The sequence below is a fragment of the Sphingobium sp. AS12 genome, assembly GCF_019097845.1.
GTDB lineage: Bacteria > Pseudomonadota > Alphaproteobacteria > Sphingomonadales > Sphingomonadaceae > Sphingobium.
Map to the genome: position 1 here is coordinate 502,974 of NZ_JAHRGM010000001.1, position 26,860 is coordinate 529,833.

23 protein-coding genes are annotated in these 26,860 nt (G+C 64.0%); 10 read left to right on the forward strand and 13 right to left on the reverse strand.

Going from position 1 to position 26,860, the window contains the following annotated elements; translation table 11 throughout:
- The first annotated feature begins 72 nt into the window (after positions 1 to 72).
- Entirely contained in the window at positions 73 to 1,440 is a 1,368-nt protein-coding gene (locus KRZ98_RS02555; RefSeq protein ID WP_217672093.1) for a M20/M25/M40 family metallo-hydrolase, read from the forward strand.
- A 117-nt stretch (positions 1,441 to 1,557) separates the two neighbouring features.
- Here the strand turns inward: KRZ98_RS02555 and leuA are convergent, their stop codons facing one another.
- The 7 genes from leuA to miaA form a co-directional block, all read right to left on the reverse strand.
- Positions 1,558 to 3,228 (reverse strand): 2-isopropylmalate synthase, encoded by a 1,671-nt coding sequence (leuA, locus tag KRZ98_RS02560; protein ID WP_217672094.1) that lies wholly within the window; start codon positions 3,226 to 3,228, stop codon positions 1,558 to 1,560.
- A 348-nt stretch (positions 3,229 to 3,576) separates the two neighbouring features.
- Positions 3,577 to 4,200, reverse strand: a complete 624-nt coding sequence (locus KRZ98_RS02565; RefSeq protein ID WP_217672095.1) for a YceI family protein — start codon at positions 4,198 to 4,200, stop codon at positions 3,577 to 3,579.
- Positions 4,201 to 4,442: 242 nt separating this feature from the next.
- The gene (gene ilvC / locus KRZ98_RS02570) at positions 4,443 to 5,462 is read right to left on the reverse strand and encodes a ketol-acid reductoisomerase (RefSeq protein ID WP_217672096.1); all 1,020 of its coding nucleotides are present in this window, start codon (positions 5,460 to 5,462) and stop codon (positions 4,443 to 4,445) included.
- 220 nt (positions 5,463 to 5,682) lie between these two features.
- Positions 5,683 to 6,198, reverse strand: a complete 516-nt coding sequence (gene ilvN / locus KRZ98_RS02575; RefSeq protein WP_217672097.1) for an acetolactate synthase small subunit — start codon at positions 6,196 to 6,198, stop codon at positions 5,683 to 5,685.
- A complete protein-coding gene (locus KRZ98_RS02580) occupies positions 6,198 to 6,557 on the reverse strand; it encodes a hypothetical protein (RefSeq protein ID WP_217672098.1) in 360 nt (119 codons plus the stop codon). The genes ilvN and KRZ98_RS02580 overlap by 1 nt, the downstream gene beginning before the upstream one ends.
- Positions 6,558 to 6,567: 10 nt before the next feature.
- Positions 6,568 to 8,319, reverse strand: a complete 1,752-nt coding sequence (locus tag KRZ98_RS02585) for an acetolactate synthase 3 large subunit (RefSeq protein WP_217672099.1) — start codon at positions 8,317 to 8,319, stop codon at positions 6,568 to 6,570.
- A gap of 100 nt (positions 8,320 to 8,419) precedes the next feature.
- Positions 8,420 to 9,364, reverse strand: coding sequence for a tRNA (adenosine(37)-N6)-dimethylallyltransferase MiaA (gene miaA, locus KRZ98_RS02590; RefSeq protein ID WP_217672100.1), 945 nt, complete (start codon positions 9,362 to 9,364; stop codon positions 8,420 to 8,422).
- On the opposite strand from miaA, the gene serB reads away from it, so the two are divergent.
- The 3 genes from serB (at position 9,363) to KRZ98_RS02605 (ending at position 12,232) form a co-directional block, all read left to right on the forward strand.
- On the forward strand, positions 9,363 to 10,241 hold the full coding sequence (gene serB, locus KRZ98_RS02595) for a phosphoserine phosphatase SerB (RefSeq protein ID WP_217672101.1): 879 nt from the start codon (positions 9,363 to 9,365) through the stop codon (positions 10,239 to 10,241). The two genes, miaA and serB, sit on opposite strands and share 2 nt — an antisense overlap.
- A 183-nt stretch (positions 10,242 to 10,424) precedes the next feature.
- Positions 10,425 to 10,679 (forward strand): hypothetical protein, encoded by a 255-nt coding sequence (locus tag KRZ98_RS02600; protein ID WP_119744250.1) that lies wholly within the window; start codon positions 10,425 to 10,427, stop codon positions 10,677 to 10,679.
- A 44-nt stretch (positions 10,680 to 10,723) separates the two neighbouring features.
- The gene (locus KRZ98_RS02605) at positions 10,724 to 12,232 is read left to right on the forward strand and encodes a murein L,D-transpeptidase (protein ID WP_217672102.1); all 1,509 of its coding nucleotides are present in this window, start codon (positions 10,724 to 10,726) and stop codon (positions 12,230 to 12,232) included.
- A 132-nt stretch (positions 12,233 to 12,364) separates the two neighbouring features.
- Here the strand turns inward: KRZ98_RS02605 and ruvX are convergent, their stop codons facing one another.
- Together ruvX and KRZ98_RS02615 are read right to left on the reverse strand one after the other, a co-directional pair.
- On the reverse strand, positions 12,365 to 12,835 hold the full coding sequence (ruvX, locus tag KRZ98_RS02610) for a Holliday junction resolvase RuvX (RefSeq protein WP_217672103.1): 471 nt from the start codon (positions 12,833 to 12,835) through the stop codon (positions 12,365 to 12,367).
- Positions 12,832 to 13,950, reverse strand: a complete 1,119-nt coding sequence (locus KRZ98_RS02615) for a DUF3089 domain-containing protein (RefSeq protein ID WP_217672104.1) — start codon at positions 13,948 to 13,950, stop codon at positions 12,832 to 12,834. Before KRZ98_RS02615 ends, ruvX begins: the two co-directional genes overlap by 4 nt.
- Positions 13,951 to 14,090: 140 nt before the next feature.
- Here KRZ98_RS02615 and gatC point away from each other — a divergent pair, with 140 nt between their 5' ends.
- The 5 genes from gatC to gatB are packed head-to-tail and all read left to right on the forward strand — an operon-like array spanning position 14,091 to position 18,115.
- A complete protein-coding gene (gene gatC, locus KRZ98_RS02620; protein WP_217672105.1) occupies positions 14,091 to 14,378 on the forward strand; it encodes an Asp-tRNA(Asn)/Glu-tRNA(Gln) amidotransferase subunit GatC in 288 nt (95 codons plus the stop codon).
- Positions 14,375 to 15,859, forward strand: a complete 1,485-nt coding sequence (gene gatA / locus KRZ98_RS02625) for an Asp-tRNA(Asn)/Glu-tRNA(Gln) amidotransferase subunit GatA (protein ID WP_217672106.1) — start codon at positions 14,375 to 14,377, stop codon at positions 15,857 to 15,859. The genes gatC and gatA overlap by 4 nt, the downstream gene beginning before the upstream one ends.
- Before the next feature lie 44 nt (positions 15,860 to 15,903).
- Positions 15,904 to 16,197, forward strand: coding sequence for an AbrB/MazE/SpoVT family DNA-binding domain-containing protein (locus KRZ98_RS02630; RefSeq protein ID WP_217672107.1), 294 nt, complete (start codon positions 15,904 to 15,906; stop codon positions 16,195 to 16,197).
- On the forward strand, positions 16,194 to 16,610 hold the full coding sequence (locus KRZ98_RS02635) for a PIN domain-containing protein (protein ID WP_217672108.1): 417 nt from the start codon (positions 16,194 to 16,196) through the stop codon (positions 16,608 to 16,610). Before KRZ98_RS02630 ends, KRZ98_RS02635 begins: the two co-directional genes overlap by 4 nt.
- On the forward strand, positions 16,610 to 18,115 hold the full coding sequence (gatB, locus tag KRZ98_RS02640) for an Asp-tRNA(Asn)/Glu-tRNA(Gln) amidotransferase subunit GatB (RefSeq protein ID WP_217672109.1): 1,506 nt from the start codon (positions 16,610 to 16,612) through the stop codon (positions 18,113 to 18,115). The genes KRZ98_RS02635 and gatB overlap by 1 nt, the downstream gene beginning before the upstream one ends.
- A gap of 164 nt (positions 18,116 to 18,279) precedes the next feature.
- On the opposite strand, the gene KRZ98_RS02645 is transcribed toward gatB, so the two are convergent.
- The 4 genes from KRZ98_RS02645 to KRZ98_RS02660 all read right to left on the reverse strand — a co-directional run bounded on the left by KRZ98_RS02645 (position 18,280) and on the right by KRZ98_RS02660 (position 25,475).
- On the reverse strand, positions 18,280 to 21,483 hold the full coding sequence (locus KRZ98_RS02645) for an autotransporter domain-containing protein (protein WP_217672110.1): 3,204 nt from the start codon (positions 21,481 to 21,483) through the stop codon (positions 18,280 to 18,282).
- Between the two features lie 87 nt (positions 21,484 to 21,570).
- The gene (locus KRZ98_RS02650; RefSeq protein ID WP_217672111.1) at positions 21,571 to 23,994 is read right to left on the reverse strand and encodes a TonB-dependent receptor; all 2,424 of its coding nucleotides are present in this window, start codon (positions 23,992 to 23,994) and stop codon (positions 21,571 to 21,573) included.
- Complete coding sequence (locus KRZ98_RS02655; RefSeq protein WP_217672112.1) at positions 23,978 to 24,907, reverse strand: FecR domain-containing protein; 930 nt, start codon at positions 24,905 to 24,907, stop codon at positions 23,978 to 23,980. Before KRZ98_RS02655 ends, KRZ98_RS02650 begins: the two co-directional genes overlap by 17 nt.
- 55 nt (positions 24,908 to 24,962) lie before the next feature.
- Positions 24,963 to 25,475: an RNA polymerase sigma factor gene (locus KRZ98_RS02660; protein ID WP_217672113.1), complete on the reverse strand. Its 513-nt coding sequence runs from the start codon at positions 25,473 to 25,475 to the stop codon at positions 24,963 to 24,965.
- Positions 25,476 to 25,615: 140 nt separating this feature from the next.
- Here KRZ98_RS02660 and KRZ98_RS02665 point away from each other — a divergent pair, with 140 nt between their 5' ends.
- The gene (locus KRZ98_RS02665; protein WP_217672114.1) at positions 25,616 to 26,824 is read left to right on the forward strand and encodes a serine hydrolase; all 1,209 of its coding nucleotides are present in this window, start codon (positions 25,616 to 25,618) and stop codon (positions 26,822 to 26,824) included.
- Positions 26,825 to 26,860 lie beyond the last annotated feature (36 nt).

Consider the following 26,860-nt stretch of genomic DNA (forward strand, 5'->3'; position numbering starts at 1 on the left):
TTCATGCGATCGGATTGGCGACTGCCTGCCGCTGTGCCACATTGCCGGTCAAACGGATCGAAAGGGCATGATATGGGCTGGCGACTGGGGCTTTTGGCGGGCGCGGCGTTGATGCTGCCGAATGGCGCGATGGCGGCGGCGGACCCGGCAGTGGCGAAGGACATATTGATGCGCTCGGTCGCCTTTCGCACGGTGGAGGGGGCAGGGCAGGTGCCAAAGCTGGCGGCTTATTATGCGTCGGTGCTTAAAGCCGCGGGCTTTGCCGATGCCGACATCGTCATCACGCCGATGGGCGAAACGGCGACGCTGGCCGCGACGATCAAGGGGCGTGATGCGAAGCTCAAACCCCTGCTGATGATCGGTCACATGGACGTCGTGGCGGCGGATCGGGCGGACTGGACCCGCGATCCCTTCGTGCCCGTGGAGGAAAACGGCTATATTTTCGGGCGGGGCGCGGAGGATAATAAATATGACGTCGCGATGATGGTCGCGACGCTGGCGCAGCTGAAAAAGCAGGGCTGGACCCCGCGCCGCACAGTCATCCTGCTGCTGTCGGGCGACGAAGAGACCGCGATGGTGACGACCAAGGCCTTGGCCGCGCAATACAGGCAAGCCGAATTGCTGCTGAACGGCGATGGCGGCGGTGGGCTGCTGAATGAGGAGGGGAAGCCCGTCCTCTATCAATTGCAGGCGGGCGAGAAAACCTATGCCGATTTCGAGATCGGCTTTACCGATCCGGGCGGGCATTCGAGCGCGCCGACGCCGGGCAATCCCATCTATCGACTGGCCAAAGCGATCGACAGGATCGCGGCCTATCAATTCCCGCCGATGCGTAACGAACTGACCAAAGCGTCGCTCAGCCTGTCGGCGAACCGGATCGGCGGGGAGGTCGGCGCGGCGATGCAGCGTTATGCGGAGACGGGCGACATGGCGGCGGCGGAGTTGCTGTCGACCAAGCCGGAATTTGTCGGGCAGGTCCGCACCACCTGCGTAGCGACGATGGCGCAGGCGGGCCATGCGCTCAACGCCTTGCCGCAAAGCGCGAAGGTCATGGTCAATTGTCGCATCTTCCCCGGCGTGGCGATCGACGCGGTCAAGGCGGAGCTGGTGAAGGTGGTTGCCGATAGCGGCGCAACTGTGACCACGCTGGGCGATCCGCTGGCCAGCGATGCATCGCCCCTGCGCGCTGACGTCATGAAGGCGGTGCGCGACGCGGTGACCGCCCGTTCGCCGGGGATCACGGTGATGCCCGGCATGTCCGCGGGCGCGACCGACAGCCTCTATTTCCGCGCCTTGGGCGTGCCGAGCTATGGCGTGTCCAGCCTGTTCATGAAGGCCGAGGACGGCTTTGCCCATGGCCTGAACGAGCGGGTGCCGGTCGCGGGAATCGGGGAGTCGCTGGTGCAGTGGGACGCGGTGGTGCGGGCGCTGGCGAAGTAGAACGCAACCTCCGTTCGCCCTGAGCGAAGTCGAAGGGCTCGCCCGACTAGCGGGAGGGCACTTCGCTTCGCTCAGTGGAGGGCTTCGACTTCGCTCAGCCCGAACGGATAAGTGGGTTTACCCCCGCGCCACCGCATTCGCCGCAGACAGCACCGCCTGCACCGAAGCTGTCGCGACGTCCGCATCGGTCCCTACGCCGAACACCGTGCGCCCGTCCGGGGTGCGACATTCGACGTAAGCGGCGGCGTTCACGTCGCTGCCCGAACCGATCGCATGTTCGCTATAGTCGGCAATCTCCAGCGCGACGCCTAATTCATCGCGCAGCGCCGCCAGTACCGACGAGAGCAGGCCGTTGCCGCGCCCGGAAATGCTGCGTTCGCCGCCCTTATGGACGATCTTGCCGGTGAAGATGCGGTCGCCCGCCGCGCCGCCCTCATGATAGTCGATCAGGCGATAGGCCTGTTCGCCGCCCAGATGATAATGGTCCTGGAACGCCGTCCAGATGTCCGCGGCATTGAGTTCGCGGCTCGACTGATCGGCCATGCCCTGCACTACGCGGCTGAAATCGGCCTGCATCCGCTTGGGCAGTTTGAAGCCCTTGTCCTGCTGCAACACCCAGGCGACGCCGCCCTTGCCCGACTGCGAATTGACGCGGATCACCGCTTCATAATCGCGGCCCAGATCCTTGGGGTCGATCGGCAGATAGGGGACGTCCCAGATCAGGTCGTTGCGCGCTTCCTGTGCGGCAAAGCCCTTCTTGATCGCGTCCTGATGGCTGCCGGAAAAGGCCGTGAACACCAGTTCGCCGGCATAGGGATGGCGCGGATGGACGGGCAACTGGTTGCAATATTCGACCGTCTGGATGACCTCGTCAATGTCGCTGAAGTCCAGGCCGGGGTTGATCCCCTGCGTGTACATATTGAGCGCCACCGTCACCAGGTCGCAATTGCCGGTGCGTTCGCCATTGCCAAACAGGCAGCCTTCGACCCGGTCCGCGCCCGCCATCAGCCCCAGTTCCGCCGCCGCCACGCCAGTGCCACGATCATTATGCGGGTGCAGCGATATGACGACGCTGTCGCGACGCGAAATATGGCGACACATCCATTCGATCTGGTCGGCATAGATGTTGGGCGTGGCGCACTCCACCGTCGCTGGCAGGTTCAGGATCAGCGGCTTGTCCGGCGTGGGCATCAAAATGTCCATCACCGCCTCGCAACACTCTAGGCTGAAATCCAGCTCGGCGGTGGAGAAGGTTTCGGGCGAATATTCAAAATGCCAGTCCGTGTCGGGCTGGGCCGCCGCATTGTCGCGCAGCAGCTTGGCGGCAGTGACGGCGATCTCTTTGATCTGCGGCCGTTCCATGCCGAACACGATACGCCGCCAGGCAGGCGACACCGCGTTATAGACGTGAACAATGGCTTTCTTCGCGCCGCGCAGCGATTCAAACGTCGTCGCGATCAGATCCTCGCGCGCCTGGGTCAGCACCTGCACCATCACATCGTCGGGGATGCACCCGTCCTTCACCAGCCCGCTGATGAAGTCGAACTCGGTCGCACCGGCCGACGGGAAACCGACCTCGATCTCCTTGACGCCGACTTTGACCAGCAGGTCGAAGAAGCGGCTCTTTTTCTCCGCATTCATCGGGTCGATCAGCGCCTGATTACCGTCGCGCAGGTCGGTCGAGAGCCAGCGCGGGGGCGACGTGATGACATTGCCCGGCCATTGGCGGTTGGGCAGGTCGATCTGGGGAAAGGCGCGATATTTCTGGGACGGATCAATCAGCATCATGGGTCAGCTACTTCTTTTGCGAACGGGCGCGCGCAGAAATCAGTGGCGCAGCCCGGTTAACGATGATCAGCGAAAAGGAAGCCCTTAGGCGTATCGTTGCTGCCCATAATCGAAAGGCAGCGCAAAAACCACGCCTAAGGGCGTGTAAGTCGTAGCAGGGGAAGAAGCGTCGCGCTCTGCATGATGGGAGCGCTTGTAGTCGCTTTAGGGGCGAGGCGTCCAGTGCTTATTGCCCAACCCAGATCCGTCATCCTGACGAAAGTCAGGATCCAGGGTCCGGCACACAGCGCCCGACGCTCTGGACCCCGGAGCAAGTCCGGGGTGACGGAGAGGGAGTAGGTAGTCGTCTTACTTCTGGAACGCGGCGACGATCTTCAGTTCGATAGTATCGCCGACCATCGGCACGCCATAGCTCATGCCGAAATCGCTGCGCTTGATCGCACCCGTCGCAACGAAGCCGACATTTTCCTTGCCGCCCGCCATCGCCGGAGCCTTGCCCGCGCCATAAAGTTCGGCGTCCAGCGTGACGGGCTTGGTCACGCCCTTGATCGTCAGATTGCCGGTGATGTCTGCGCCGGTCGCGCCGTCGGGCTTCACGCTGGTCGATACGAAGGTCGCGGTCGGGAATTTGGCGGCATCAAAGAAATCCGCCTTCATCAGATGCTCGTCCAGCTTGGGAACGCCGGTACGCAGATTGGCGATCTTGAATTCGACCGACACTTTGGACGCGGCCGGGTTCGCCTTGTCCAGGGTCAGCGTGCCGGTCGGTTCGGCGATCGTACCCATATTGCTGGTAAAGCCCATATGGTCCCACGCAAAGACGACCTGGGTGTGGCCCGGATCGACGGTGTAGCTGCCGCCGGTCGCCTTGGCGGCATCCTTGCTGCCGGGCGCGGCTGGAGCCTGCGCGATCAGGACGGTGCCGCCGGTCAGGGCGATCAGGGCGGCAGCGGGGATGAGATATTTTTGCATCGGGACTCTCCAAAACGATCAAGGGGCGCAGCTTGAATAAGCTACGCCCCTAAATTGTTCCAGAGCCGTAACCGGAAACGGATCGTTCCTGTTCCGGCCCAAGGACTAGTCGCCATTGTGTCCAGGTGGAGCCGAGAAGCGTGATGATCGAGTAACGGAGCGCAGCATACTTAAGTATGTGAGCACCGTAACGCAGATCAGCGCGCTTCGCAGGCCCGCCTGGGCGCAATGGCGGCTGGTCCTTAGTTCTTTTCCTGATCCACCAGCTTGTTGGCGGCGATCCAGGGCATCATCGCGCGCAGCTTGGCGCCGGTTTCCTCGATCGGGTGGCGCTTGGCGGCGATGCGGCTGGCCTTCAGCTCCGGCTGCCCGGCGCGGTTGTCGAGCACGAAGTCCTTGACGAAGCGGCCCGACTGGATGTCGGCCAGAACGCGCTTCATTTCCTTCTTGGTTTCTTCGGTGATGATGCGCGGGCCGGTCTTGATGTCGCCATATTCGGCGGTGTTGCTGATCGAATAGCGCATGTTGGCGATGCCGCCCTCATACATCAGGTCGACGATCAGCTTGAGTTCGTGCAGGCACTCGAAATAGGCCATTTCGGGCGCGTAACCGGCTTCCACCAGCGTTTCGAAACCGGCCTGGACCAGCGCGGTGGCGCCGCCGCACAGCACGGCCTGCTCACCGAACAGGTCGGTTTCGCATTCCTCGCGGAAGTTGGTTTCGATGATGCCGCTGCGGCCACCGCCGACGCCGCTGGCGTAGGACAAAGCGATGTCATGGGCGTTGCCGGTCGCATCCTGATGGACCGCAATCAGGCAGGGGACGCCGCCGCCGCGCTGATATTCGGAACGGACGGTGTGGCCCGGTCCCTTCGGCGCGATCATGATGACGTCCACGTCGTTGCGCGGTTCGATCAGGCCGAAATGGACGTTCAGGCCATGGGCGAAGGCGATAGCGGCGCCGGGGCGCAGATTGGCGTGGATGTCGTCAGCATAGATGGCGGCCTGATGCTCGTCGGGGGCGAGGATCATGAGCACGTCGGCCCAGGCGGCGGCTTCCGCATTCGGCAATACCTTGAAGCCTGCGCCTTCGGCCTTCTTCGCGCTGCCGGAACCGGGACGCAGGGCGATGGCGACTTCGGCGACGCCGCTGTCGCGCAGATTCTGCGCATGGGCGTGACCCTGCGACCCATAGCCCAGGATGGCGACCTTCTTGCCCTTGATCAGGCCGATGTCCGCGTCGTGATCGTAATAAACCTTCATGAGTGTCTCTTCCCTCGAACCGTGCCATTTTCCTCGCCCCTTCAGGGGAGAGGATACGAAATCTTGGCGCGGCGAAGCCGTGCCTAGATGAAGTTGGAGAGGGGGACCGCTGTGCCGGCCCCCTCTCCAGCTGCGACTAGGCAGTCGATCAGAGTCACGTGCCTCTGAATCGACTGCCAAGTCTCGCTTCCTCTCCCCGCCGGGGAGAGGAGAATTCAGGTTAAATCGCGTCTTTCCCCCGGATCAGGCCGACGACGCCGGTGCGGCCAACCTCGACCAGGCCGATCTGGCGCATCAGGCCGACAAAATTGTCCACCTTGTCGGTGGTGCCGGTAATCTCGAAAATGAAGCTTTCGATCGTGGTGTCGACCACCTTGGCGCGGAACACATCGGCCAGGCGCAGCGCCTCGATCCGGTCCTCGCCAACGCCCGCGACCTTGACCAGCGCCAGTTCGCGCTCGACGAAGGGGCCGCTCTCGGTGAGGTCGGTGACCTTGTGGACCGGGACCAGCCGGTCGAGTTGCGCCATGATCTGGTCGATCACCTTGGGCGGGCCGCTGGTGACGATGGTGATGCGGCTCACCCCATGGTCGGGGGTGATGTCGGCCACGGTCAGGCTGTCGATATTATAGCCGCGCGCGGTGAACAGGCCCGCGATGCGCGCCAATATGCCCGCCTCGTTCGAGACGGTCAGCGACAGGACGTGTCGCTGGCTCAATTCTTCCTGAATATGCATCAGATGCTTGTCCCGTTATCCTGTTCAGCGTGCCCGTCAGCCTTGTCGGGGCGCTGTGAAATCATCGCCGTAAAGGCATAGTGCCAGCCGCCATCCTGCCGGTGGGCGAGGCGGACGGGAAAGCCCGTCACCGCATCGAACATCCGGCTGAGATGCTCACCCACATAGCGCGGCCCGATCAGCAATGTGCCGATGTGCCGTTCATGATGGTCGAACCCATGGTCCAGATGCACTTCCCATTCCTCATTGTCCGGGTCGGCATGGTCGATGGTCCATCCGGTCAGCTCGGCGCTGCCCGTATTCCGCTCGAAATCCCATGGTTCCGTGACGTGGATGCGCAGTTTGAGGTGCTGCGTCACACCGTCATCCTCATACCAGCGCCTTGGCTTCGTCCGTCATGCTGCCCTTCACCTGGCTGGGATCAAGCAGCATCTCGGTATGCGCCGCGCCCGACGGGATCATCGGGAAACAGTTGGACAGTTTCGCCACGCGGCAATCGACGATCACCGGGCCGGGCGTGTCGATCATGGCGCGGATGCCGCTTTCCAGATCATCCGGCCCGTCGATACGGATGCCGGTCCAGCCATAGGCTTCGGCCAGCTTCACGAAATCGGGCAGGCTGTCGGAATAGCTGTTGGAATAGCGGCTCTGATAGGTCAGTTCCTGCCACTGGCGGACCATGCCCATATATTCATTGTTCAGGATGAAGATCTTGACCGGCAGGCGATACTGGCTGGCCGTCCCCATTTCCTGAATGTTCATCTGGATCGACGCATCGCCCGCGACGCAGATGACCAGACTGTCGGGATTGCCCATCTGCGCGCCGATGGCAGCAGGAAAGCCATAACCCATGGTGCCGAGGCCACCGGACGTAAGCCATTTATTGGGCGCGTCGAAACCGAAATGCTGCGCCGCCCACATCTGGTGCTGGCCGACTTCGGTGGTGATGATGATGTCCTTGCCGGTCGCGTTGCACGCCTTGTACAGGTCCGCGATAGCGCGCTGGGGCATGATCTCGGTCGCATTCTCGGCATAGTCGAGCGACTTTTTCGCGCGCCAGCCATCGATCTGCGTCCACCAGGCCGACAGGTCAGCGGCTTCATGACCGCGCGCCTTCCACAACGCCACCATGTCGCTCAGCGCGCTGCCAACGTCGGCAACGATGGCGACATCGACATCGATGATCTTGTTGATGCTGCTGCGGTCGATATCGATATGGACCTTGCGGCTGCCCGGCGAGAAGGCGTCCAGACGGCCGGTGACCCGGTCATCGAAGCGTGCGCCGACGCAGACGATCAGGTCCGCCTTGTTCATCGCGAAATTGGCTTCATAGGTGCCATGCATCCCCAGCATCCCCAGCCATTGCGGCCCGGTTGCAGGATAGGCACCCAGACCCATCAGCGTGGAGGTGACAGGCGCACCGGTCATCGCGGCCAGTTCGCGCAGCAGCGCGGAGGCTTCCGGTCCGCTGTTGATGACGCCGCCGCCGGTATAGAAAACCGGGCGTTCGGCAGCCGCCAGCATCTCGACCGCGGCGTCGATCCCGGCGGCGTCCGCCTTGGTCTGCGGGTGATAGCTGGCATGGGCGACCGGTTCGGGACGCTTATAGGGGGCCGTCGCGATCTGGACATTCTTTGGAATGTCGATGACGACCGGGCCGGGGCGACCGGTGGTGGCGATATGGAACGCCTCATGAATGACGCCGGCGAGTTTCGCCGGGTCTTTCACCAGATAATTATGCTTGGTGCAGTGGCGCGTGATGCCGACCGTGTCGGCTTCCTGAAAGGCGTCGGTGCCGATCAGTTGGGTTGGAACCTGGCCGGTGATGACGACCATGGGGATCGAATCCATCAGCGCGTCGGTGATGCCGGTGACGGCATTGGTCGCGCCGGGACCGGACGTGACCAGGACGACGCCGGGCTTGCCGGTCGACCGGGCATAGCCCTCCGCCATGTGGGTCGCGCCCTGTTCATGGCGGACCAGAACATGCTTGATCGTGGGATGATTGAAGAGCGCGTCGTAAATGGGCAGCACCGCGCCGCCCGGATAGCCGAACACGACTTCGACGCCCAGATCCAGCAGGCATTCGACCAAAATGTCCGCGCCGCTTTTTTCGGCCACGATAGATTCCTTCGCATTGTTCAAGCCGCGCCCTTTGCGTCATGCGACGCGAAATGGCAAGGTGGCGGCCACTATCTGACATAAAATGACGTGTCAAATATTATTGTTGTAATTTAATTACGAATTCGTTGATAATTTTATCATCAATATATCGCCTTTCGCGCGCCCAGCCCGGCGGCGGCTGGTTAGAGAACCAGGTATATTGCCGCTTGGCATATTGCCGCGTCGCCAGCCGACCTTTTTCGATTGCACTGTCCAGCTCAGTGTCGCCATTGATCCAGCTGCGGATGTCCGGCACGCCGATGGCCCGCATTACCGGCAGGTCGGGGTGCAGCTTGCGCGCCAGCAGCGCCTCCACCTCCGCCACCGCGCCCTGCTCCATCATCAGCCCGAACCGCCGGTCGCACCGCTCCATCAGCCAGTCGCGCGGCGGCAGCAGGATCATCGGCGACAGGCTGATCGCGTCGCCAATCCCGCCGCTCTTATGCTGTTGCCAGGCTTTGAGCGGCCTGCCGGTCGATCGCACCACCTCCAGCGCCCGCGCCACCCGCGTCGTGTCGGCAGGGGCCAGCCGGGCGGCGGCTTCGGGATCTTCGACGCTCAGCGCCGCATGGGCGTCGGCGACCGGCAGCGCTCGCACCGTCGCGCGAATCTCCGGGTCGATCTCCGGCACTGGCGCGATCCCGTCCAGCAGCGTGCGGATATAGAGGCCGGTCCCTCCGACCAGCACCGGCAGGCGGCCCGCGTCATGGGCGGCGGCAATCTCTGCCTTTGCCTCGGCGGCCCAGCGCGGTGCGGTGCAGGCCTCCGCCCCGTCGATATGGCCGAACAGCCGGTGCGGCACATCGCCCATCTCCTCTGGCGAAGGGCGGGCGGACAGGATGGCAAGGTCGGCATAGACCTGACTCGCGTCGGCATTGATGACGATGCCGCCCGTGGCCTTGGCCAGCGCAATGGCAAGCGCGCTCTTGCCGCTGGCGGTCGGCCCGGCAATAAGCGCGACCCGTGGGCGGGATTCGCCGGTTCTTGGTTCGGAGTGTAGCATGTTCGTTGCGACCTTAGTGGCAAGCGCCTCGATGGGGCAGGGGGATATTGCAGAGGCCGCCGATCGGCTTGCCAAGGCGGGTTGCCAGCCGGGCGATACCATCTGGCTGGATGCGGACAAGGCCGCCGATATCTTCTTCGCCGCCGATCCGGTTGCGGCCCGCGCGGCGCTGCTCGACGTAGGGCAGGGGATCGACGTGATCGTCCAGCCGGTCGCCACCCGCGAGAAAGCATTGATCATCGCCGACATGGATTCGACCATGATCACGGTCGAATGTATCGACGAACTGGCCGACTATGCCGGGATCAAGCCGCAGATCGCCGAGATTACCGAACGGGCGATGCGCGGCGAACTGGACTTTGCAGGCGCGCTGGACGAGCGGGTCGCGCTGCTCAAGGGGCTGGACGACAGCGCCATCGATCGCTGCCGCGCCGAGCGGGTGACGATCATGCCGGGGGCCAAAGCACTGGTCCGCACGATGAAGGCGCGCGGCGCACGGGCGCTGCTGGTATCGGGCGGCTTCACCCGTTTTACCGGACCAGTGGCTGAGGAGATCGGCTTCGACGCCGCCGTTGCCAATGTGCTGGAGATTGCCGACGGCGCGCTGCTCGGCACCGTCTCCCGCCCGATCGTGGACGCCGCGCGCAAGCGGGCGGAACTCGAAGCGATGATCGCTGGCGGCATCGACCGCGCGCTGACGCTGGCGGTGGGTGATGGCGCGAACGACATTCCGATGATCGAGGGGGCAGGGCTGGGCGTCGCCTATCATGCCAAGCCCAAGACCCGCGCGGCCGCGGCAGCAGAGATCGTCCATGGCGACCTGTCGGTGCTGCTCTACGCGCAGGGCATTGCGTCCGCCGATTGGGTGCAGGGCTGATTTTTCGGCGCTTTCGACGCATTATCGTGGTTAAGCCACTATTCGCCGTCATTTCGCTCCGGTAATGGATTTTTTTGCGCGGTTCGCACGTTGGCCCCGCGTCGTAGCTGCTGTCGCAGTTGCTACGGCAAGAGGTTCAACGCGGCGTCCGGCGATCCCCGCCATCGCGCCCAGGGAGAAGATATGAAAATCAACCATATGGCTTTGGCTGCTGCCGGGTTGCTCGCACTGAGCGCCTGCGCGACGAATGAAGCCCCCGTCACCGTCGCGCCGCCCGTCGGCCCCGGCGCGATCGCTGGCACCGTTGCCGCCGACCGCGATGGCGACGGCTATGTCGATGGCTATTATACGTCGGACGGCATGTATCACGCCGTGCAGGGTCCGCCTTGCCCGCCGCCACCCCCACCGCCGGCCCCCCGTCGCGGAGAACGCGGCTGATCCGTAACACTGATCGGGCGCGGCATCACCGCCGCGCCCGCACCTTGCCCCTCACCCTGCTGCTGACCGCGTGCGCCGTCGCGCCTTTCGTCGCGCGCGCCCAACCGGCAGCGCCCGCCGAGGCCGCGAAGGCCAGCGTCGCGACCGAAATCCGTGCAGGCGTCAGCGGCAAGCTCAAGGAATTCTACGCGCCCCGTGGCTATTGGCCGCTCTGGGTGGAAAAGGACGCGATCGGGCCGCAGGCCGACGCGCTGCTGGCGCTGATCGCCAGCGTCGATGTCGATGGCCTCGACCCGCGCGACTATGACCCGCGCGGTCTCCAGCGCCTGATCGAGGAAGCCGACGCCAGCCCCACGCCCAAGGCACTGGCCCGCGCCGATCTGGCCCTGTCCAAGGCGCTTGCTGCGGTCGTTGCCGACATGCGACGCCCGGCGCGCGGCATGGGGATGCGCTATCTCGACCCGGAGGTCGAACCGCGCGATCCCGATCCATCCGACCTGTTGCGCGCCGCCGCCATCACCCCGTCGCTGACCGACTATATCCAGACCGCAGGCTGGATGAGCCCCTTCTACATGCAGCTGCGCACCGCTCGCGCCGACTATCAGGCGAAATGGGGCGACCTGCCCGACGTGACCCTGCCGGAAGCCGTCAAGCTGCGCCCCGGTGGTCGCGTGCCGGAGATCGCGCTGCTGCGCCACCGGCTCGGCCTGTCCGACGGCACCGCCTATGATAGGGTGCTGGTGGCGCGGGTGCGCAGCTTTCAGAGCGACCATGGCCTGACCGCCGATGGCGTCGCTGGCGCGCAGACCATCGTCGCGCTCAACCGGGGCGCGTCCTATTATGAGCGGCTGCTGGCGCTCAATATGGAGCGGACGCGGCTGCTGCCCGGTCCTTGGGTGCGCCATATCGTGGTCGATGCCGCCTCGGCGCGGCTATGGTATTATAGCAAGGGTTCGCTCGACGGCACGATGAAGGTCGTGGCGGGCGCGAAGCACACGCAGACGCCGATGATGGCGGGGATGATCCGCTACGCCACGCTCAACCCCTATTGGAACATCCCGCCCGATCTGGTGCAAAGCCGGGTCGCGCCCAAAATCCTGAACGGGGCGTCGCTCAAAGGGCTGCATTATGAGGCGCTAGCCGACTGGAGCGCCAATCCTGCGCCGCTCGCCCAGAGCGCGATCGACTGGCGGTCGGTCGCGGCCGGGCGCAGCGAAGTGCGGGTGCGGCAATTGCCCGGTGGCGACAATGCGATGGGCCGGGTCAAGTTCATGTTCCCCAACGACCTTGGCATCTACCTCCACGACACGCCCTCGCGCGACCTGTTCGCCAAACCTGCGCGCCATTTCAGCAATGGCTGCGTCCGGCTTGAGGACGCCCAGCGTCTTGGCCGCTGGTTCTTTGGCAAGCAGCCGGTGGCGGATGGCACCGCGCCGGAACAGCATCAGCCTTTGCCGCAACCGGTGCCGGTGTATCTCACTTATTTGACGGCGGTTCCCACGGCGCAGGGCGTCCAGTTTCTGCCGGATGTCTATGGGCGGGACGGGGATTGAGATTACACCAAGCTCCGTTCGTTTCGAGCGTGTCGAGAAACGGGGCAGAGGCAAGTTCAGCGCCACTAAAATGAGATTGCTGCCTTATCCGTTTCTCGACTTCGCTCGAAACGAACGTATGTGGTGTCAACCCTAGAGCCCCGCCACCAGCCCATCGATCGCCCCCTGCAAAATGTAACTCGCCGCCAACTTATCGACCAGCACCTCGCGCCGGGCGCGGCTGGCGTCGGCTTCCAGCAGGGTGCGGGTGACGGCCTGGGTGGACCAGCGTTCGTCCCACAGCAGGATCGGCAGGCCCAGATCCACGAGATTCTGCGCAAAAGCGCGGCTCGACTGGCTGCGCGGGCTGCCGGTGCCGTCCAGGTTCAATGGCAGGCCGATGACGATGCCCTTGACCTGCTGCTCCGTGATAAAGGCCGCGATGGCGACCTTGTCCTTGGTGAACTTGCCGCGATTGATCGTGTGGGCCGGACTGGCGATCGACCAGCGATCATCGCACAACGCCAGCCCGATCGTCTTGGTCCCCACATCCATGCCGATCAGCCGACCGCCTTCGGGCAGGCATTCGCGAAAGGCGACGCGGTCCGTGGTCAGCAGGCTCATGATTTGACGAACGCAGCCAGCCGCTGCCGGGCATCGTCGCGGACATTGGCCCAAAACAGGCTGTAATCATACACATGGTAATTATTGCCGGGCAGGGTGAACGGCCCCATGTCCACCGGCTCGCCGATCATCAGCACCCCGCTGGTGTCGCAGCGCGCAGGCACGATACCTGACAGGAGGCGCGGAGGCTTGCCTTCTTCGCGGCTGTCGAGCGTGCCGCGATTGGCGCTGGCCGGGGCCGCGCCGTTGAACGCGCCAGTGATGGGGTTGGTGCAGAGCATGTGCGTCCCCTTGCGCGGCTTGCCGCTATAGCCGGTTTTCTTGCCGAAGGTTTCGATCACCGCCGACGGATCGGCCGGTTCGGCATAGCTTTGCCAGCTGACGATACAATGCGCCTGGTCACGCCGCGCGCAGGCTGGCAGGCCGAGCGCGGGCAGGTCCGCCTCCACCGAAATCGGCCAGCCCACCGCATAGACCGCCGCGATCCGCTTCTCGACTGGCTTGCCCGCAACCTGTTCGCGCAGCAATTGCAGCAGGTGGCGCGACCCCTGGCTATGCCCGGCCAGGATCAGCGGCCCGGTGGGATTGGCTTTCAGGAAGGCTGCAAAAGCCTGGGCCACGTCGCGATAGGCTGCGGCCAGCGCCTTGTCGCCCTCCGGCCCGTCGGTCAGGAAGGCACCAAAGTTGGCCTGGCGATAGCGCGGCACCCAGATATTGCCCGCCGCGTTGAAGGCGCTGGCCTGCCCGGTCACGAAGCGGCGCGCGGTTGCGTCAGCCTCCTTCTCGCCGATCGGCGCGTTCCAATGGGCGTCGCCAAAGGTGGTGATATAGCTGGTGGGGTGGATGAAGAACACCGCCGCCTTTTCCGGCACGGGCGCGTCGTTGATCCCCTGCGGCGTCCACAGTGCGGGATTGTCCTTCACGATATCGGGCCGGGCGATCCACATCGCTTGCTTGTCATAGGCGTTGGCGGGCAGGGGTTGGAGGTCGCTGAACGCTTCGCGCGGGACCATTGCAATACGCATCAATTGGGGCTGCAAGATTCCATAGGCCAGCTTACCCACGATCACCAACACGATCAGGCCAGCGATGACATAGAGGAATTTGCGCGCCACGACTGCTCTCCGATGTTGGCCGGAACCCGTCCCGCCTGTCTGCCCGCCTGTCTGGCCCAACCGCCGCGGCGGCGCAAGATGAACCATGGTCGGCAGGTCGCCCCTTGAAGCGGGTTGAACCGAGTGCTAGCGGCGGAGCCATGTCAATAGACCTTCAAACCGTAAAAAAGATCGCCAGCCTCTCGCGCATTTCGGTGACCGACGCCGAAGCGCAAGCGATGGTGCCTGAACTCAACAACATCCTTGGCTGGGTGGAGCAACTGGGCGAGGTGGACGTCACCGGCATAGAGCCGATGACCGCCGTCATCCCCAATACCCAACGCCTGCGCGAGGACGCCGTGACCGACGGCAATGTCCGCGACAAGGTGCTGGCCAATGCGCCCCAGGCCGAGCATGGCTTTTTTGCCGTTCCCAAGGTGATCGAGTGACCAATCTTACTGACCTGACCGTAGCCGAAATCCGCGATGGATTCCGCGCTGGTGATTTTTCCGCGCGCGAAGTGGCCGAAGGTTTCAACGCCAATGTCGCGGCGGCCAAGGCGCTCAACGCCTTCATCGTCGAAACGCCGGAAAAGGCGCTGGCCGCCGCTGACGCTGCCGACAAGGCGAAGGCTGCTGGCGAAACGCTGGGCGCACTCGCTGGCGTGCCGATCGGCATGAAGGATCTGTTCTGCACGCAGGGCGTGCAGACCACCGCCGCATCGCACATGCTGGAAGGCTTTGTGCCGACCTATGAATCGACCGTGTCGGACAAGCTGTGGGCGGCGGGCGCGGGGATGCTGGGCAAGCTGAACTTGGACCAGTTCGCAATGGGATCGTCCAACGAGACCAGCTATTTCGGCAATGTAATCAGCCCTTGGAAGCGCGGCGGCGGAGACAATGCTGCCTTGGCTCCCGGCGGATCATCGGGCGGTTCGTCGTCGGCGATTTCCGCGCGGTTGTGCCCGGCGGCGACCGGCACCGATACCGGCGGGTCGATCCGCCAGCCTGCCGCCTTCACCGGCATTTCTGGAATCAAGCCGACCTATGGCCGTTGTTCGCGCTGGGGCATCGTGGCGTTTGCCTCGTCGCTCGATCAGGCCGGGCCGATGGCGCGGACGGTGCGCGACAATGCGTTGCTGCTGGAAGTCATGTCGGGTTTTGATCCCAAGGATTCGACCAGCCTTGATCTGGCAGTGCCACAGTGGGAAGCGGGCCTGTCCAGCAATCTAAAGGGCAAGACGGTCGGTATTCCCAAGGAATATCGCCCCGATGGCCTGAACGCGGAAATCGCGGCTTTGTGGGATCAGGGCATTGCCTGGCTCAAAGACGCTGGTGCCGACGTGGTGGAAGTATCGCTGCCGCATACCAAATATGCGCTGCCAACCTATTATATCATCGCGCCCGCCGAAGCCTCCTCCAACCTTGCCCGCTATGACGGCGTGCGCTACGGCCAGCGAGACCTGCCCGATGGCGCAGGCTTGCAGGACATGTATGCCGCCACTCGCGCCGCTGGTTTCGGGCCGGAGGTCAAGCGCCGCATCATGATCGGCACCTATGTGCTGTCTGCCGGTTTCTACGACGCTTATTATACCCAGGCGCAGAAGGTCCGGGCGTTGATCGCGCGCGATTTCGAGCGGGCATTCGAGCAATGCGACCTGCTGCTGACCCCGACTGCACCTAGTGCGGCCTTTACGCTGGGCGAAAAGCAGGCCGATCCGCTGGCGATGTATTTGAACGACGTGTTCACCGTGCCAGCATCGCTGGCCGGCTTGCCCGCAATGAGCGTGCCGGGCGGTCTGGACAGCCAGGGCCTGCCGCTGGGCTTGCAGATCATCGGCAAGGCGCTGGATGAGCAGACGGTCCTGAACGCTGGGCTGGCGATCGAGGAACGGGCTGGCTTCGTGGCGCGACCGGACAAGTGGTGGTAATAGCCTGAGCAAAGTGTTACCTTGGTAACACTGGAGATTTGGCAATGAACGCGCAGAGCAAGATCGATACCGGAACCATGACGAGCAAGGGTCAGATATTGATCCCCAAAGCCATGCGCGACGCCGCCGGTCTGGTGCCGGGGCAGCCTTATAAGGTCGTGCTGAACGAAGCGGGGCAAGTGGTGGTCGCGCCGCTGGGATTCAGCCCTGAGGAAGCAGCAGAGCGAAGTCGACGGGTACGCGAAGCGATCAATGCGATCGCCGGGAAATATCCCAATCCTGACGGTATGACTACGGATGAGTATATGCGGGAGATACGGGGCAATTACGAACCGTGATCCTTGTCGATTCAAACGTGCTTATCGATGTTCTGGATCGTGATCCCCATTGGTTCGAATGGTCCGCTGCCAACATCAATCGTGCCGCATTTGGTGCCTATCTGTTTGTAAACCCGGTAGTGATCGGCGAAATGGCGCCAAGGTTTGAGGCATTGGATGATCTGCGTGTTCTTCTGGCCGCCATGCTTATCGATGTGGAACCCTTGATGCCTGAGGGAGCATTTCTGGCGGGGAAAGCTTTTCAGGTTCATCGTCGTCGAAAGCAACCGATGGCAGCTAAATCCATCCTCGCCGACTTCCTGATCGGTGGCCATGCCCAATCCGTTGGTGCGACCATCCTGACGCGCGACCCGCGTTTCTACAGTAGCTATTTTCCCGGCGTGCCGTTGATCACGCCTTCAAAGGACGACTGATGACTGAATCAACCTATCGCATCCAGGGCGCAACCGGTGAGTGGGAGGTCGTGGTCGGCCTGGAAGTCCATGCGCAGGTGACGTCGAACGCCAAGCTGTTTTCCGGCGCGGCGACCGCGTTCGGGGCGGAGCCGAATACGCAGGTGTCGCTGGTCGATGCGGCGATGCCCGGCATGTTGCCCGTGCCTAACCGCGAGTGCATCCGCCAGGCGGTGCGCACCGGCATGGCAATCGACGCGCAGATCAACAAATGGTCGCGCTTCGACCGGAAAAATTATTTCTACGCCGATCTGCCGCAGGGCTATCAGATCAGCCAGCTCTATCACCCGATCGTGGGCGAAGGGCAGATCGAGATCGTGCTGGACGAAAAGAACCCCGAAACCAGCAGCAAGGTGATCGGCGTCGAGCGCATCCATGTCGAGCAGGATGCGGGCAAGCTGATGCATGACCAGCATCCGACCAGCTCCTATGTCGATCTCAACCGGTCGGGCGTGGCGCTGATGGAAATCGTGTCGCGGCCGGACATGCGCTCACCTGCCGAAGCGGGTGCCTATCTGGCCAAGCTGCGGACGATCCTGCGCTATGTAGGATCTTGCGACGGCAATATGGATCAGGGGTCGATGCGCGCCGACGTCAATGTCTCGGTGCGAAAGCCCGGCGGCGAACTTGGCACGCGGACCGAGACGAAGAACGTCAACTCGGTGCGCTTCGTCATGGCCGTGGTGGAGCGGGAGGCGAGCCGTCAGGTCGATGTGCTGGAGGCCGGCGGCAAGATCGTGCAGGAAACCCGCCTCTACGACCCGGACAAGAATGAGACGCGCTCAATGCGGTCGAAGGAAGATGCGCATGACTATCGCTACTTCCCCGATCCCGACCTGTTGCCGCTGGTGCTGGACGACGCGTTTCTGGACGAATGCCGCGCCTCGCTGCCCGAACTGCCCGACGTCAAGCGCAAGCGCTATGAGCAGGCGCTGGGCCTGTCGCCCTATAACGCCGCGACCCTGACCGCCGACGCGGATACCGCGCGCTGGTTCGAGACGCTGCTGGCCGAAAGTGCCGCCGCCCAAAAAAAGAGCGAGAGTGACGTCGCCAAGGCTGCGGCCAACTGGCTGCTGTCGGACCTCTATGGTGCGCTTAACCGGCTGGGCAAAAGCCTGGAGGACAGCCCAGTCAGTCCCGCGCAGGCCGCCGAATTGCTGGCGCTGGTTGCCGACGGCACGCTGTCGGGATCGCTTGCCAAGCAGGTGTTCGAGATCATGCTGGAAACCGGCGACGGGGCGGCCAAGATCGTCGAGGAAAAGGGTCTGAAGCAGACCAGTGACACCGGCGCGATCGAGGCGGCGGTGGCCAATGTGCTGGCGAACAATGCCGACAAGGTCGAGCAGTATCGCGGCGGCAAGGAAGCGCTGTTCGGCTTCTTCGTCGGCCAGACGATGAAGGCCATGCAGGGCAAGGCCAATCCGCAGGTGGTGAATGAGCTGGTGAAAAAGGCGCTGGCCGGGTAAGCCGCGCCGCTCTTTCAAACTGAAAAATTAAGGGGCGTCGCCGGGGAGACCGGCGACGCCCCTCGTTTTTGTGCCCGGCGCCCTGGGGGAGGGATTATGCCGGGGCGGAATGGACGGACCGGGAGGGTCTGTGGAGTGTGGCCCGTCCATTCACAATCAAGACGTCACAGCACGAAGTTAACCGTCGCCCTAAATGAGATGGCGACGTGATTTTGTTGTTCTTCCGCGCCAAACTCGCCGCCGACGCGGAACGTGTCGGTGCCGCCATAAAGGCGCGCGCGGCCGGTCCAGCCATTGGTGCGATCGTCCGCCACCAGGGTGAAGCGGTCGCCGCCCTTGAAATAGGCCACCGTGTCACCGAGCGATCCGCCAATGATCTGGCGACGACCACCCTCCAGCTCCAGCCGGACCCAGCCATCTTCGGGCTTCAAGCTGCCAAAATCATAGCCCGCCGTCACTGTGCTGTTGGCGGTGGTTTCATCGCTCGTGCGGCCAAGGACGGTCAGGTTGAAAGCGTCCCCACCGCCAGCCTCGCTATAGCCGTCCTCCTTCAGGCGGTAATAGTCGATACCGACCGCCGGGCGCAGGCTGAGCCGCCCCATCTGCCACTGATAGGAGGCCCCAGCGGTCGCGGAATAGAGTTTGCCATCCCACTTGCCGTCCGCCGTGCGGGTGACGTCGCCATTTTCGAAATGGCGGGTGCCGGTAAAGCCGATCGTCGCCGCCGATAGCCGAGCGAAGGCCAGCAACGGTCCCCATTGGCCGCGCCAGTGCGCGGCCAGCTCATATTGATCGGAATCGACCGCATTGTTGGAGCTGCCGCTGCTGTCGCTGGCGTGGATATAGGCGAAGGAACCGCCGAACGCGCCCAGATCGGTCAGATATTCGACGCCACCACCTGCGCCCCAACCGCTGATGTCGTAGGATGCTGTATCGCCCACGCTCTTGGCCCCGCCAAAACCGACCTGTTGCAGCCAGAAGCCCAGCCGCCCGTCCTTGGTGCGATAAATGCCATTGGGGTCTGACAGGATGCGCGCGGTTGCGCGCGACCCCGACGTCACCGCCTCGAACGTGCCGCCTGCATGGTCGGGCAGCATTTGGCGCAAATTGGTGGCGAGCGTCGTGCCGTCGCTGATGCCCAGATAGGCGCTGGCGACCGCGGCGTCATTGTCGAGCGCGTCGAAGATCGCCGGATAGGCGCGGGCGAGCGAGCCGGTGAGGCCCAGATCGGCAACGCTTTTCGCCGCGATTGAGATGGTGACGGTGCCGGCATTGCTGTCGCCAGTGACGCTGCCCTTGAACAGATAGGGTAGCAGCGTGCTGGTCGCCAGCGTCGGTGATCCGCTGAGCGATCCGGCCCGCACGATGACATAGTCGCCCGCCGATCCGCTGACCTGGGTCAGGTTCACCTTGACTTGCGATCCGCTGGCAAAGCTGGCCGCGCCCGCTACGTCATAGAGGGTGGCGGTGCTGGTCGCCGCGTTGATGGTGACGCCGAGCGTCGATGTGCCGCTGGCGGCCAGGGAAGCAAGCGACACCGTATCGGTGTTGGTGGCACCCAGCGTGCCGCCGTTCAGCACCACCGCCATATTGCCGCTGTTGCTGATCGCCCCGGACAGCGCCGATGTGCCGCCCAATGTCAGCGTGCCGCTGCCGTTGCCGAAATCGACCGCGCCAGTCAGCTTGGCGCTGTCGGCCAGCGACAAGTTGGCATTGCCGACACCGAAGCCGACATTGCCGGTGAGGCTGGACGTGCCGGAAAGGGCAATACTGTCATTACCTGCGCCCAGCGTCAGATTGCCGGTGATGCTGCCCGCCGAGACGGTGAGCGCGTCATTGCCCGATCCCAGTTTGATGTCGCCGATGATCGACGGCGCGGTGGCGGTCGAGGAGGCGAGTGCCTGCGTCAGGGTGACGCCGCTGCTGTTGGCGCTGAGGTCGATCGCGGTATTGATCAAGCCGCCCGATGCGCTGATCCGGCCGGTGTTGGACAGGCTGGCGAGCGTGCCGGAGGAATCGAGGATCGCGATCGCGGTGCCCTTCTCCGTACTGAGCGCCGATGCGCCGACGGTGCCGCTGATGGTAAGGGCGTTGACCGATGCGCCCGCGTCGATGACGATGGCACGCGCCGATGTGCCGGTCAGTGCCGATCCGGTCGCGCCGATCGTGCCGCCGACCTTGATCGTGCCGGTGGTGGCCCCGGACCCCAGCCGCAATGCTGTGGCGTTGCTGTCATAGGATACGGCGGACAGCGTGCCGTCGATCCCGATCCCCGTGGCGATGGTGACATTGCCGCCGAGGCCACCGATGGTGAGGCCATTGGCGGCGACCCCGTCATAAATGCCATAGCCACCGATCGCGCCCTTGACGATCAGGCCATAGCCCGAACTGTCGGCCGCGACCGCGCCAATGTTAGTGTCGGCGCTGGAGGAGCCGACCTGCACCGCAGCGGCGGAGCCATAGCTGATGATCGACGCGCTGCCTTCGCTGGCGTCGAGCAGGCCATCATCGTCCACATCTGTGTCTGTGGTGCTGAGCGTTGGCGGCACATCGAAGATCACGCCGCCGCCCACATTGCCCGCGATGACTACGGCCGAGCCGCCCTGCAACAGATCGTCCGCGTCCAGCTTGGTCACGTCGGTCGGACGAGTGGTGGAGCGATAGCCGGTGCTGACGATGCTGCCCTGGATTTTAAGCGCGCCGCTGATGTCGCCCAGCAATGCTGCACCGATGCTGTTAGCGCCGAGCATTGACGTCGAACTGCGCAGCGTGACATTGCCGGTCACGGCATTGGCGACCAGCCCATAGCTGTTGTCGCCAGTGACGGTGGTGGTCCCGCTGGTCGTCAGATTACCGGTCAGTGCGCCGTCGAGCCGGATGCCAGCGGACTGGTTGCCCTCAATCGTCATCGTGCCGCTATGGTCCACATTGCCGACATGGGCTGCGCCGGACTGGACCCAGATCCCGGTCTTGCTTGATCCCTTGGCGAAGGTGCCATCTATGTCGCCATCGCTGTCGGTGTCGGTCGCGGTGTAGTTTTCAGTGAGGGTGATCGTGCCGCTATTGGTGATGTCGCCGGTGGTGCCGGGGACAGCCAGGACGCCGGTGACATTGTCCGCGTCGTTGATCGTGATCGTGCCGGCATTGCTGACGTCATGATTGCTGTCGAGGGTGACCCCGGTGCCGCTGGTTAGGGTGATCGATCCGGCGGAACTGATGATGATGTCGTCCGCCGATCCGCTGGCGATGGTCGATGTCTTGACTGCGGTCGTGGTCGATGTGCCGATGGTCGTGGCTGCCATGGCGTTGGCCAGCGTCAGCGCGACCAGCGCCGGGGCGATGGCCGTGCAGGCCAGTAGATGTCGCATGATGTCTCCTCTGCGTGCCGCGCCTGATTTTTATGCGCGCGTGCAGAAAGGACGGTGCCGGACCGGTATTTCCGTCTGAACCGATGTTCAGAAAGCGAAGTCGATGCCGATCCGCACGGTACGGGGCCGCAATGGGGTGTAGTAATCGGTGCGCAGGTCGAAGGGCGTGCCGAGCGAGAAGCGGTTGCCGTCGCTGTCGAGCAGGTTGGTGAGTGCGAGCGACATTTGCACGGGGCCGCGCGTCACGCTGGCCGACAGGCTGGTGTCGATATAATCGCCCTGGGTCCGCCCCAATATCGGACCGACGCCCAGTTGCGACTTGCCGACATAGCGGGCCGATCCTGACAGATGCAGGGTCGTCGCATCGCCCATCGGCGCGCGATAATCAAACGCCAGCCGCCCGCCCAGATTGGCGACATTGGGAAGGGTGAGCGACCGCCCTTCGTAGGAAAGCGCTCGCAGGAATTGCGCGGGCTGGGTCAGGCGGCTGTCATTATAGATGATGCTGCCGTCCAGCGTCAGGCGCGGGATCGGGCGCACCACGATCCGCCCCTCCGCCGTGTAGATGCGCCCGTCGCCGATATTGGCGGTGGTTGGCAGGCCGATCCGGTCGGTCACGTCCGCCTGAATGTTGCGCCAGTCGGTATAGGCCAGATTGCCGCTGATCGCGATCGCGTCGCGGCCCGGCACGCCCTTGCGGAAGCCGACCTCGACGGTCGAGGCGCGGTCATTCTGGAACCGGCGGACCCGCTGGTCATCCACTGCCAGCCCGCCGGGCCGGAAGCCCTGTTGATAGCGGGCGTAAAGAGTGACGTCGGGGATCGCGTCGGTCAGCAGCGCAAAAGAGGGGAGGAAGATGGTTTCGCTGCGGTCCGCCTGTGCTTCGGCGCGGGCGAGGTCAGCCGAGGACAGGGCCGAAACGGGATCGAGCGCCTCGCCCGACAGGCGGCTGTTGGTCAGCCGTCCGCCGACCGTGGCGATCAGGCCTTTGACCGGCTCGAATGAGGCTTCGCCGAACAGGGTCGCTTCCTTGACGCTGTTGCGCACCCCGGTCGCCGTCGCGGGCATCCCGCCGCCGAACATCGGCACGCCGGGGATGACCTGCGGCTGAAAAGGGGTGGTGCCGTAGGAGGTCAGCGAGCGGCTGATCTTCGAGCGGCTTTGCAGGTAGGACGCGCCCAATATCCAGCCCAGGCCATTGTCGAGATCGCGCACCAGCCGGTTTTCGGTCGAAAAGATATCGACATCATTGCGCTGGCGGAACAGCGCGCTGGGGCCGTCCGGCTGGGTGGCGTCATAGCTTTCGGCCAGCTCGTTATGGACAAAGCCGGTCGAGGACACGAAGCGCAGCGTATCCCACTGACGCTCGATCCTGATATTGCCGAGCAGATAGTCGGAAAAATAGGGCTGGGCGACACTGGAGGCGCGTTGGAGCCGGTCGAGCGACTGGGTCGCATATTGGGCGTCCCGGCCGTCGATATGCTGGTACACGCCATTGAGGTCGATGGTCCAGTTTTCGTCCGGGGCGAAGCGCAAAGCGGCGCGACCGCCATAGGTGCGGGTGCGGTTGACGTCGTTCAGGTCGCGGCTGACATCGTCGATATAGCCGCCCTCCTGTACGCCATAGCCAACGACGCGCAGCGCGAGCTTCTCCACGACGATCGGCACATTCAGCGTGGCGGACAGATCGCCGCCGGGGTCGCCATGCTGGGTGGCGGAGAGGCCCGCCGACATTTGTCCGCCAAATTCGCCCAGATTGGGGGCATTGGGCATGATGCGGATGATTCCGCCAAGCGATCCCGCGCCATAGAGGGTGCCTTGCGGCCCTTCCAATATCTCGACCCGGCCAACGTCATAGAGTTTGAGGTCCGGGTCGGGTGCGGCATAGTTGAGCCGCATGTCGCCCAGATATTGGCCGGTAGTTGCCTGGGTCGGCCCGGCGACGCCGGAATCGGCGATGGCGCGGATGAACAGCTTGTTGCGGCCTGCGCCTGCATGGGTGGAACTGAGGCTCGCGACCCGCGCCAGCAGCGTGGCGGTGCCGCCCGAAGCTTCGCCGCTGGAAAAGAGGTTGGTGTCGAGCGCTTCGACCATGCCGGCATAGCGGAGCAAAGGCGTGTCGCGCTTGGAGGCGGTGACGATGATCTCGGCTGCGGGTTGATCGGCCAGAGGTGCCGCCGCGATTGGTGCAGGCGCGCTGGGGCGCGGGGCAGGGCGGGCGCGGACGATGCGCCAGGTGATGGCATCGATTCGCCGGGCGGTCGCGCCGCTGCCCTTCAAAAGTCGCTTGAGCGCCGCTTCCACCGACAGGCGGCCCGTGACGGCGGGGGTCGCTATTGCAGCGAGCGACTGGTCCGACATGCCGATGCTGACGCCGGTTTGCCGGCCAAGCGCCACCACGGCCTCGCCCAGCCGTGCGGGGGCGATGCTGATAGCCTGTCTATCCGCCGCTTGTGCGGGCGTTGCGATTGCCAGGGCGGTGACGATCAGGAGGTCAGCTTTGCGGCCCATTCCCTTCCTTCAGCACCCAGCCGTCGCCGGTGCGTATCGCGCTCAGTCCCATCAGCGGCGCGGCACCCACGAAGAAGCGCGCGGGGTCCTTGTCCAACCGGATGGTGCCGGTGAAGCGCATCGCCCGCGCGCCGGGCGTGGCGTTCAGCTTTACGCCGAGCGACCGGGCAATATCCTGGCTGATCTCGCTGACCGCAGCATTGGCATAGACCAGCCGCCCCTGCCGCCAGCTGGCAACCGCCGCCGGAGCGACATCCATCACCCGTAAGCCCTGCGCATCGTCGGCAAGCGCGCGTCCGGCAGGCAGGCTGATGGCTTGCGCCTCAGGGTTGTAGATCACCTTGCCCTCGGACACGCCGATCCGGGTCGCGTCTCTGGTGTGGACGATGTTGAACACCGTGCCCGCATCCTCGAAAACCGCGTCGCCCACGGTCACGCGAAACGGGTTGGCCTCGTCATGGCGGACGGTGAAGGCTGCTTCGCCGCTGTCGAGCGCGGCAAATCGCGTATCGTTGCGGTCGAGCCGCAGCGTGGTGCCGCCATTGACGTCGATCTGCGTGCCATCCTCCAGCGCGATGATGCGGGTTTCGCCGGGGCGAGTGGTGACGGTGTAGATGTCGGCGCGGGTCATCATGCCTACCGAAATCGCCGCGACCAGCGCGGCCGCAATCGCGCCGCCGCCGACCCAGCGCCATGTCCGGCGTTGCGGCTCACCCGGATCATTGGCCGCGACCGGCATGGCGACGGGTTCGGGCGGAATGATCATGTCCAGCTCGGTGTCGGCTGCCATCAGCGCGTCATAGGCGTCGGCACGCGCCGGATCGCCCTCCAGCCACAGGGTGAAGGCCTCCCAGTCGACAAAGTCGGGATCGCGCGTGCGGATAACCCATCCGAGCGCTTCCTCTTGCATCATGGCTCCAGCCCTGTTCATTTTTTGCCCCTTGCAGAGACTGACGCCGCCGATCCGCTCATGCCGTATCCATTTTCTGCTTGAGCGCGATCATCGCACGATAGGCCTTTTGCAAGTCCTTCTCCACCGTGGTCAGGCTGACCCCCAGTTCGTCGGCGATGGCACGTTGCCCGACCCCTTCGATACGGAAGCGACGGAACACCAGCTCGACGCGCGGGCCAAGGGCGCGCAGCACCGCGCGCGCCTCGTCCAGCGTCTGGTTGAGGATCAGCCGTTCGTCGACCGGCATGTCATCGGCGGGGTCGGCCATCACGCCGCCTGCCCCTTCTGCCCAATCCTGTTCGCGCCGTTCGCGCCGGGTGGCGGATCGGTAGCGGTCCAGCATCAGATTATTGGCCATGCGATAAAGATAGGGCAGCGGATCGGCGACCGGGCCGATTTCCTTCGCCTCCAACTTCATCCACATGTCCTGGATCATATCTTCCGCATTCTCCCCTGCGCCGCGCGCGCGCAGGAAGCGAAGCAGGGCGGCGCGGTTTGCCATGAAAAGTTCGGAAAGGCCGGTGGCCATGCCTGTCTATGTCCAATGCGGGGCAGTTCTTGGCGGGTTGCCATAGATGGCCGGGCGGGGTCTTGGCAACGCCCAAGCTGTTTACGCGGTCGCGTTGCTGCATTAGCGCTGCACGTAGAGGGTGATCGGAGCATGACGGCATGACGGATGGCGTGGACAGGGCGGCGGCGCGGGCGGCGGGGATGGACCCGGATCGGCTGGATGCGCTGGTCGGCCATCTGGACCGGACCTATCTGGCGTCGGGCAAGCTGGCGCATATGCAGTTGCTGGTCTCGCGCGATGAACAGCCTTTGCTGTCGATGGCGCGCGGCGCGGCGCGGGCGAGTGGCGAGCCATTACGCGACGATGCGCTGTTTCGGATCGCGTCGATGACCAAGCCGGTCACATCGGTCGCCTTCATGATGCTGGTGGAGGCGGGCAAGGTCGCGCTCGATACGCCGGTGGCGGACGTTATCCCCGAATTTGCCGACCTGCGCGTCGGGCGGGGCAATCGGGCGAAGGTGAAGCAGGCGATGCGGATGATCGACCTGCTGCGCCATACATCGGGCCTGACCTACGGGCTGCAACGCCATACGCCGATTGACGCGCGATACCGCTTGCTGGGGCTGGACGAGTTTCAGCAGAAGCGCACGTCTGACGATTTTATCGCCGATCTCGCCCGGCTGCCGCTGGAATTTTCGCCTGCTGAGCGGTGGAATTATTCGGTATCGACCGATGTGCTGGGCGTCGTGGTGGAACGGTTGAGCGGGATGGACCTCGACGCTTTTTTCCGCACCCGCATCTTCGATCCGCTGGGCATGACCGACGCTGGTTTTGTCGTGCGTGACGATCAGGTCGATCGGATGACCGATGCCTGGCGGCTGGATGAGGACGGGCAGCGGGTGATCGCCGATCTGGGCGTGCGCAGCGGCTGGCGGCGGCAGGGGCGGTTCCTGTCCGGCGGGGGCGGGCTGGTGTCGAGCGTGGCGGATTATCACCGCTTTGCGCGCATGTTGCTGCGCGGCGGAGAGCTGGACGGCGCGCGAATGTTGCAGCCAGAAACTGTAGCGATGATGCAAGGCAATCATCTGCCGGGCGGGGGCGATCTCGCCCACCACTCGACCGGCATGTTCAGCGAGGCCGACTATGAGGGGGTGGGCTTTGGCCTGGGCTTTGCGATGAACCTTGAAAGCCGCGAATATTATTGGGGCGGGGTGTTTTCGACCTATTTCTGGATTGACCCGATCGAGCGGCTGATCGGCATTTTCATGACACAATTGCTGCCTTCCAGCGCCTATCCGGTGCGGGCAGAGCTGCGCGCCGGTGTGCGGGCTTCGATTGTCGAGCGTCGGGGCAAGCCAGCGCACTGATTTTTTTGCTGCGCTGCAAAAACCCTTTGGCTTGGG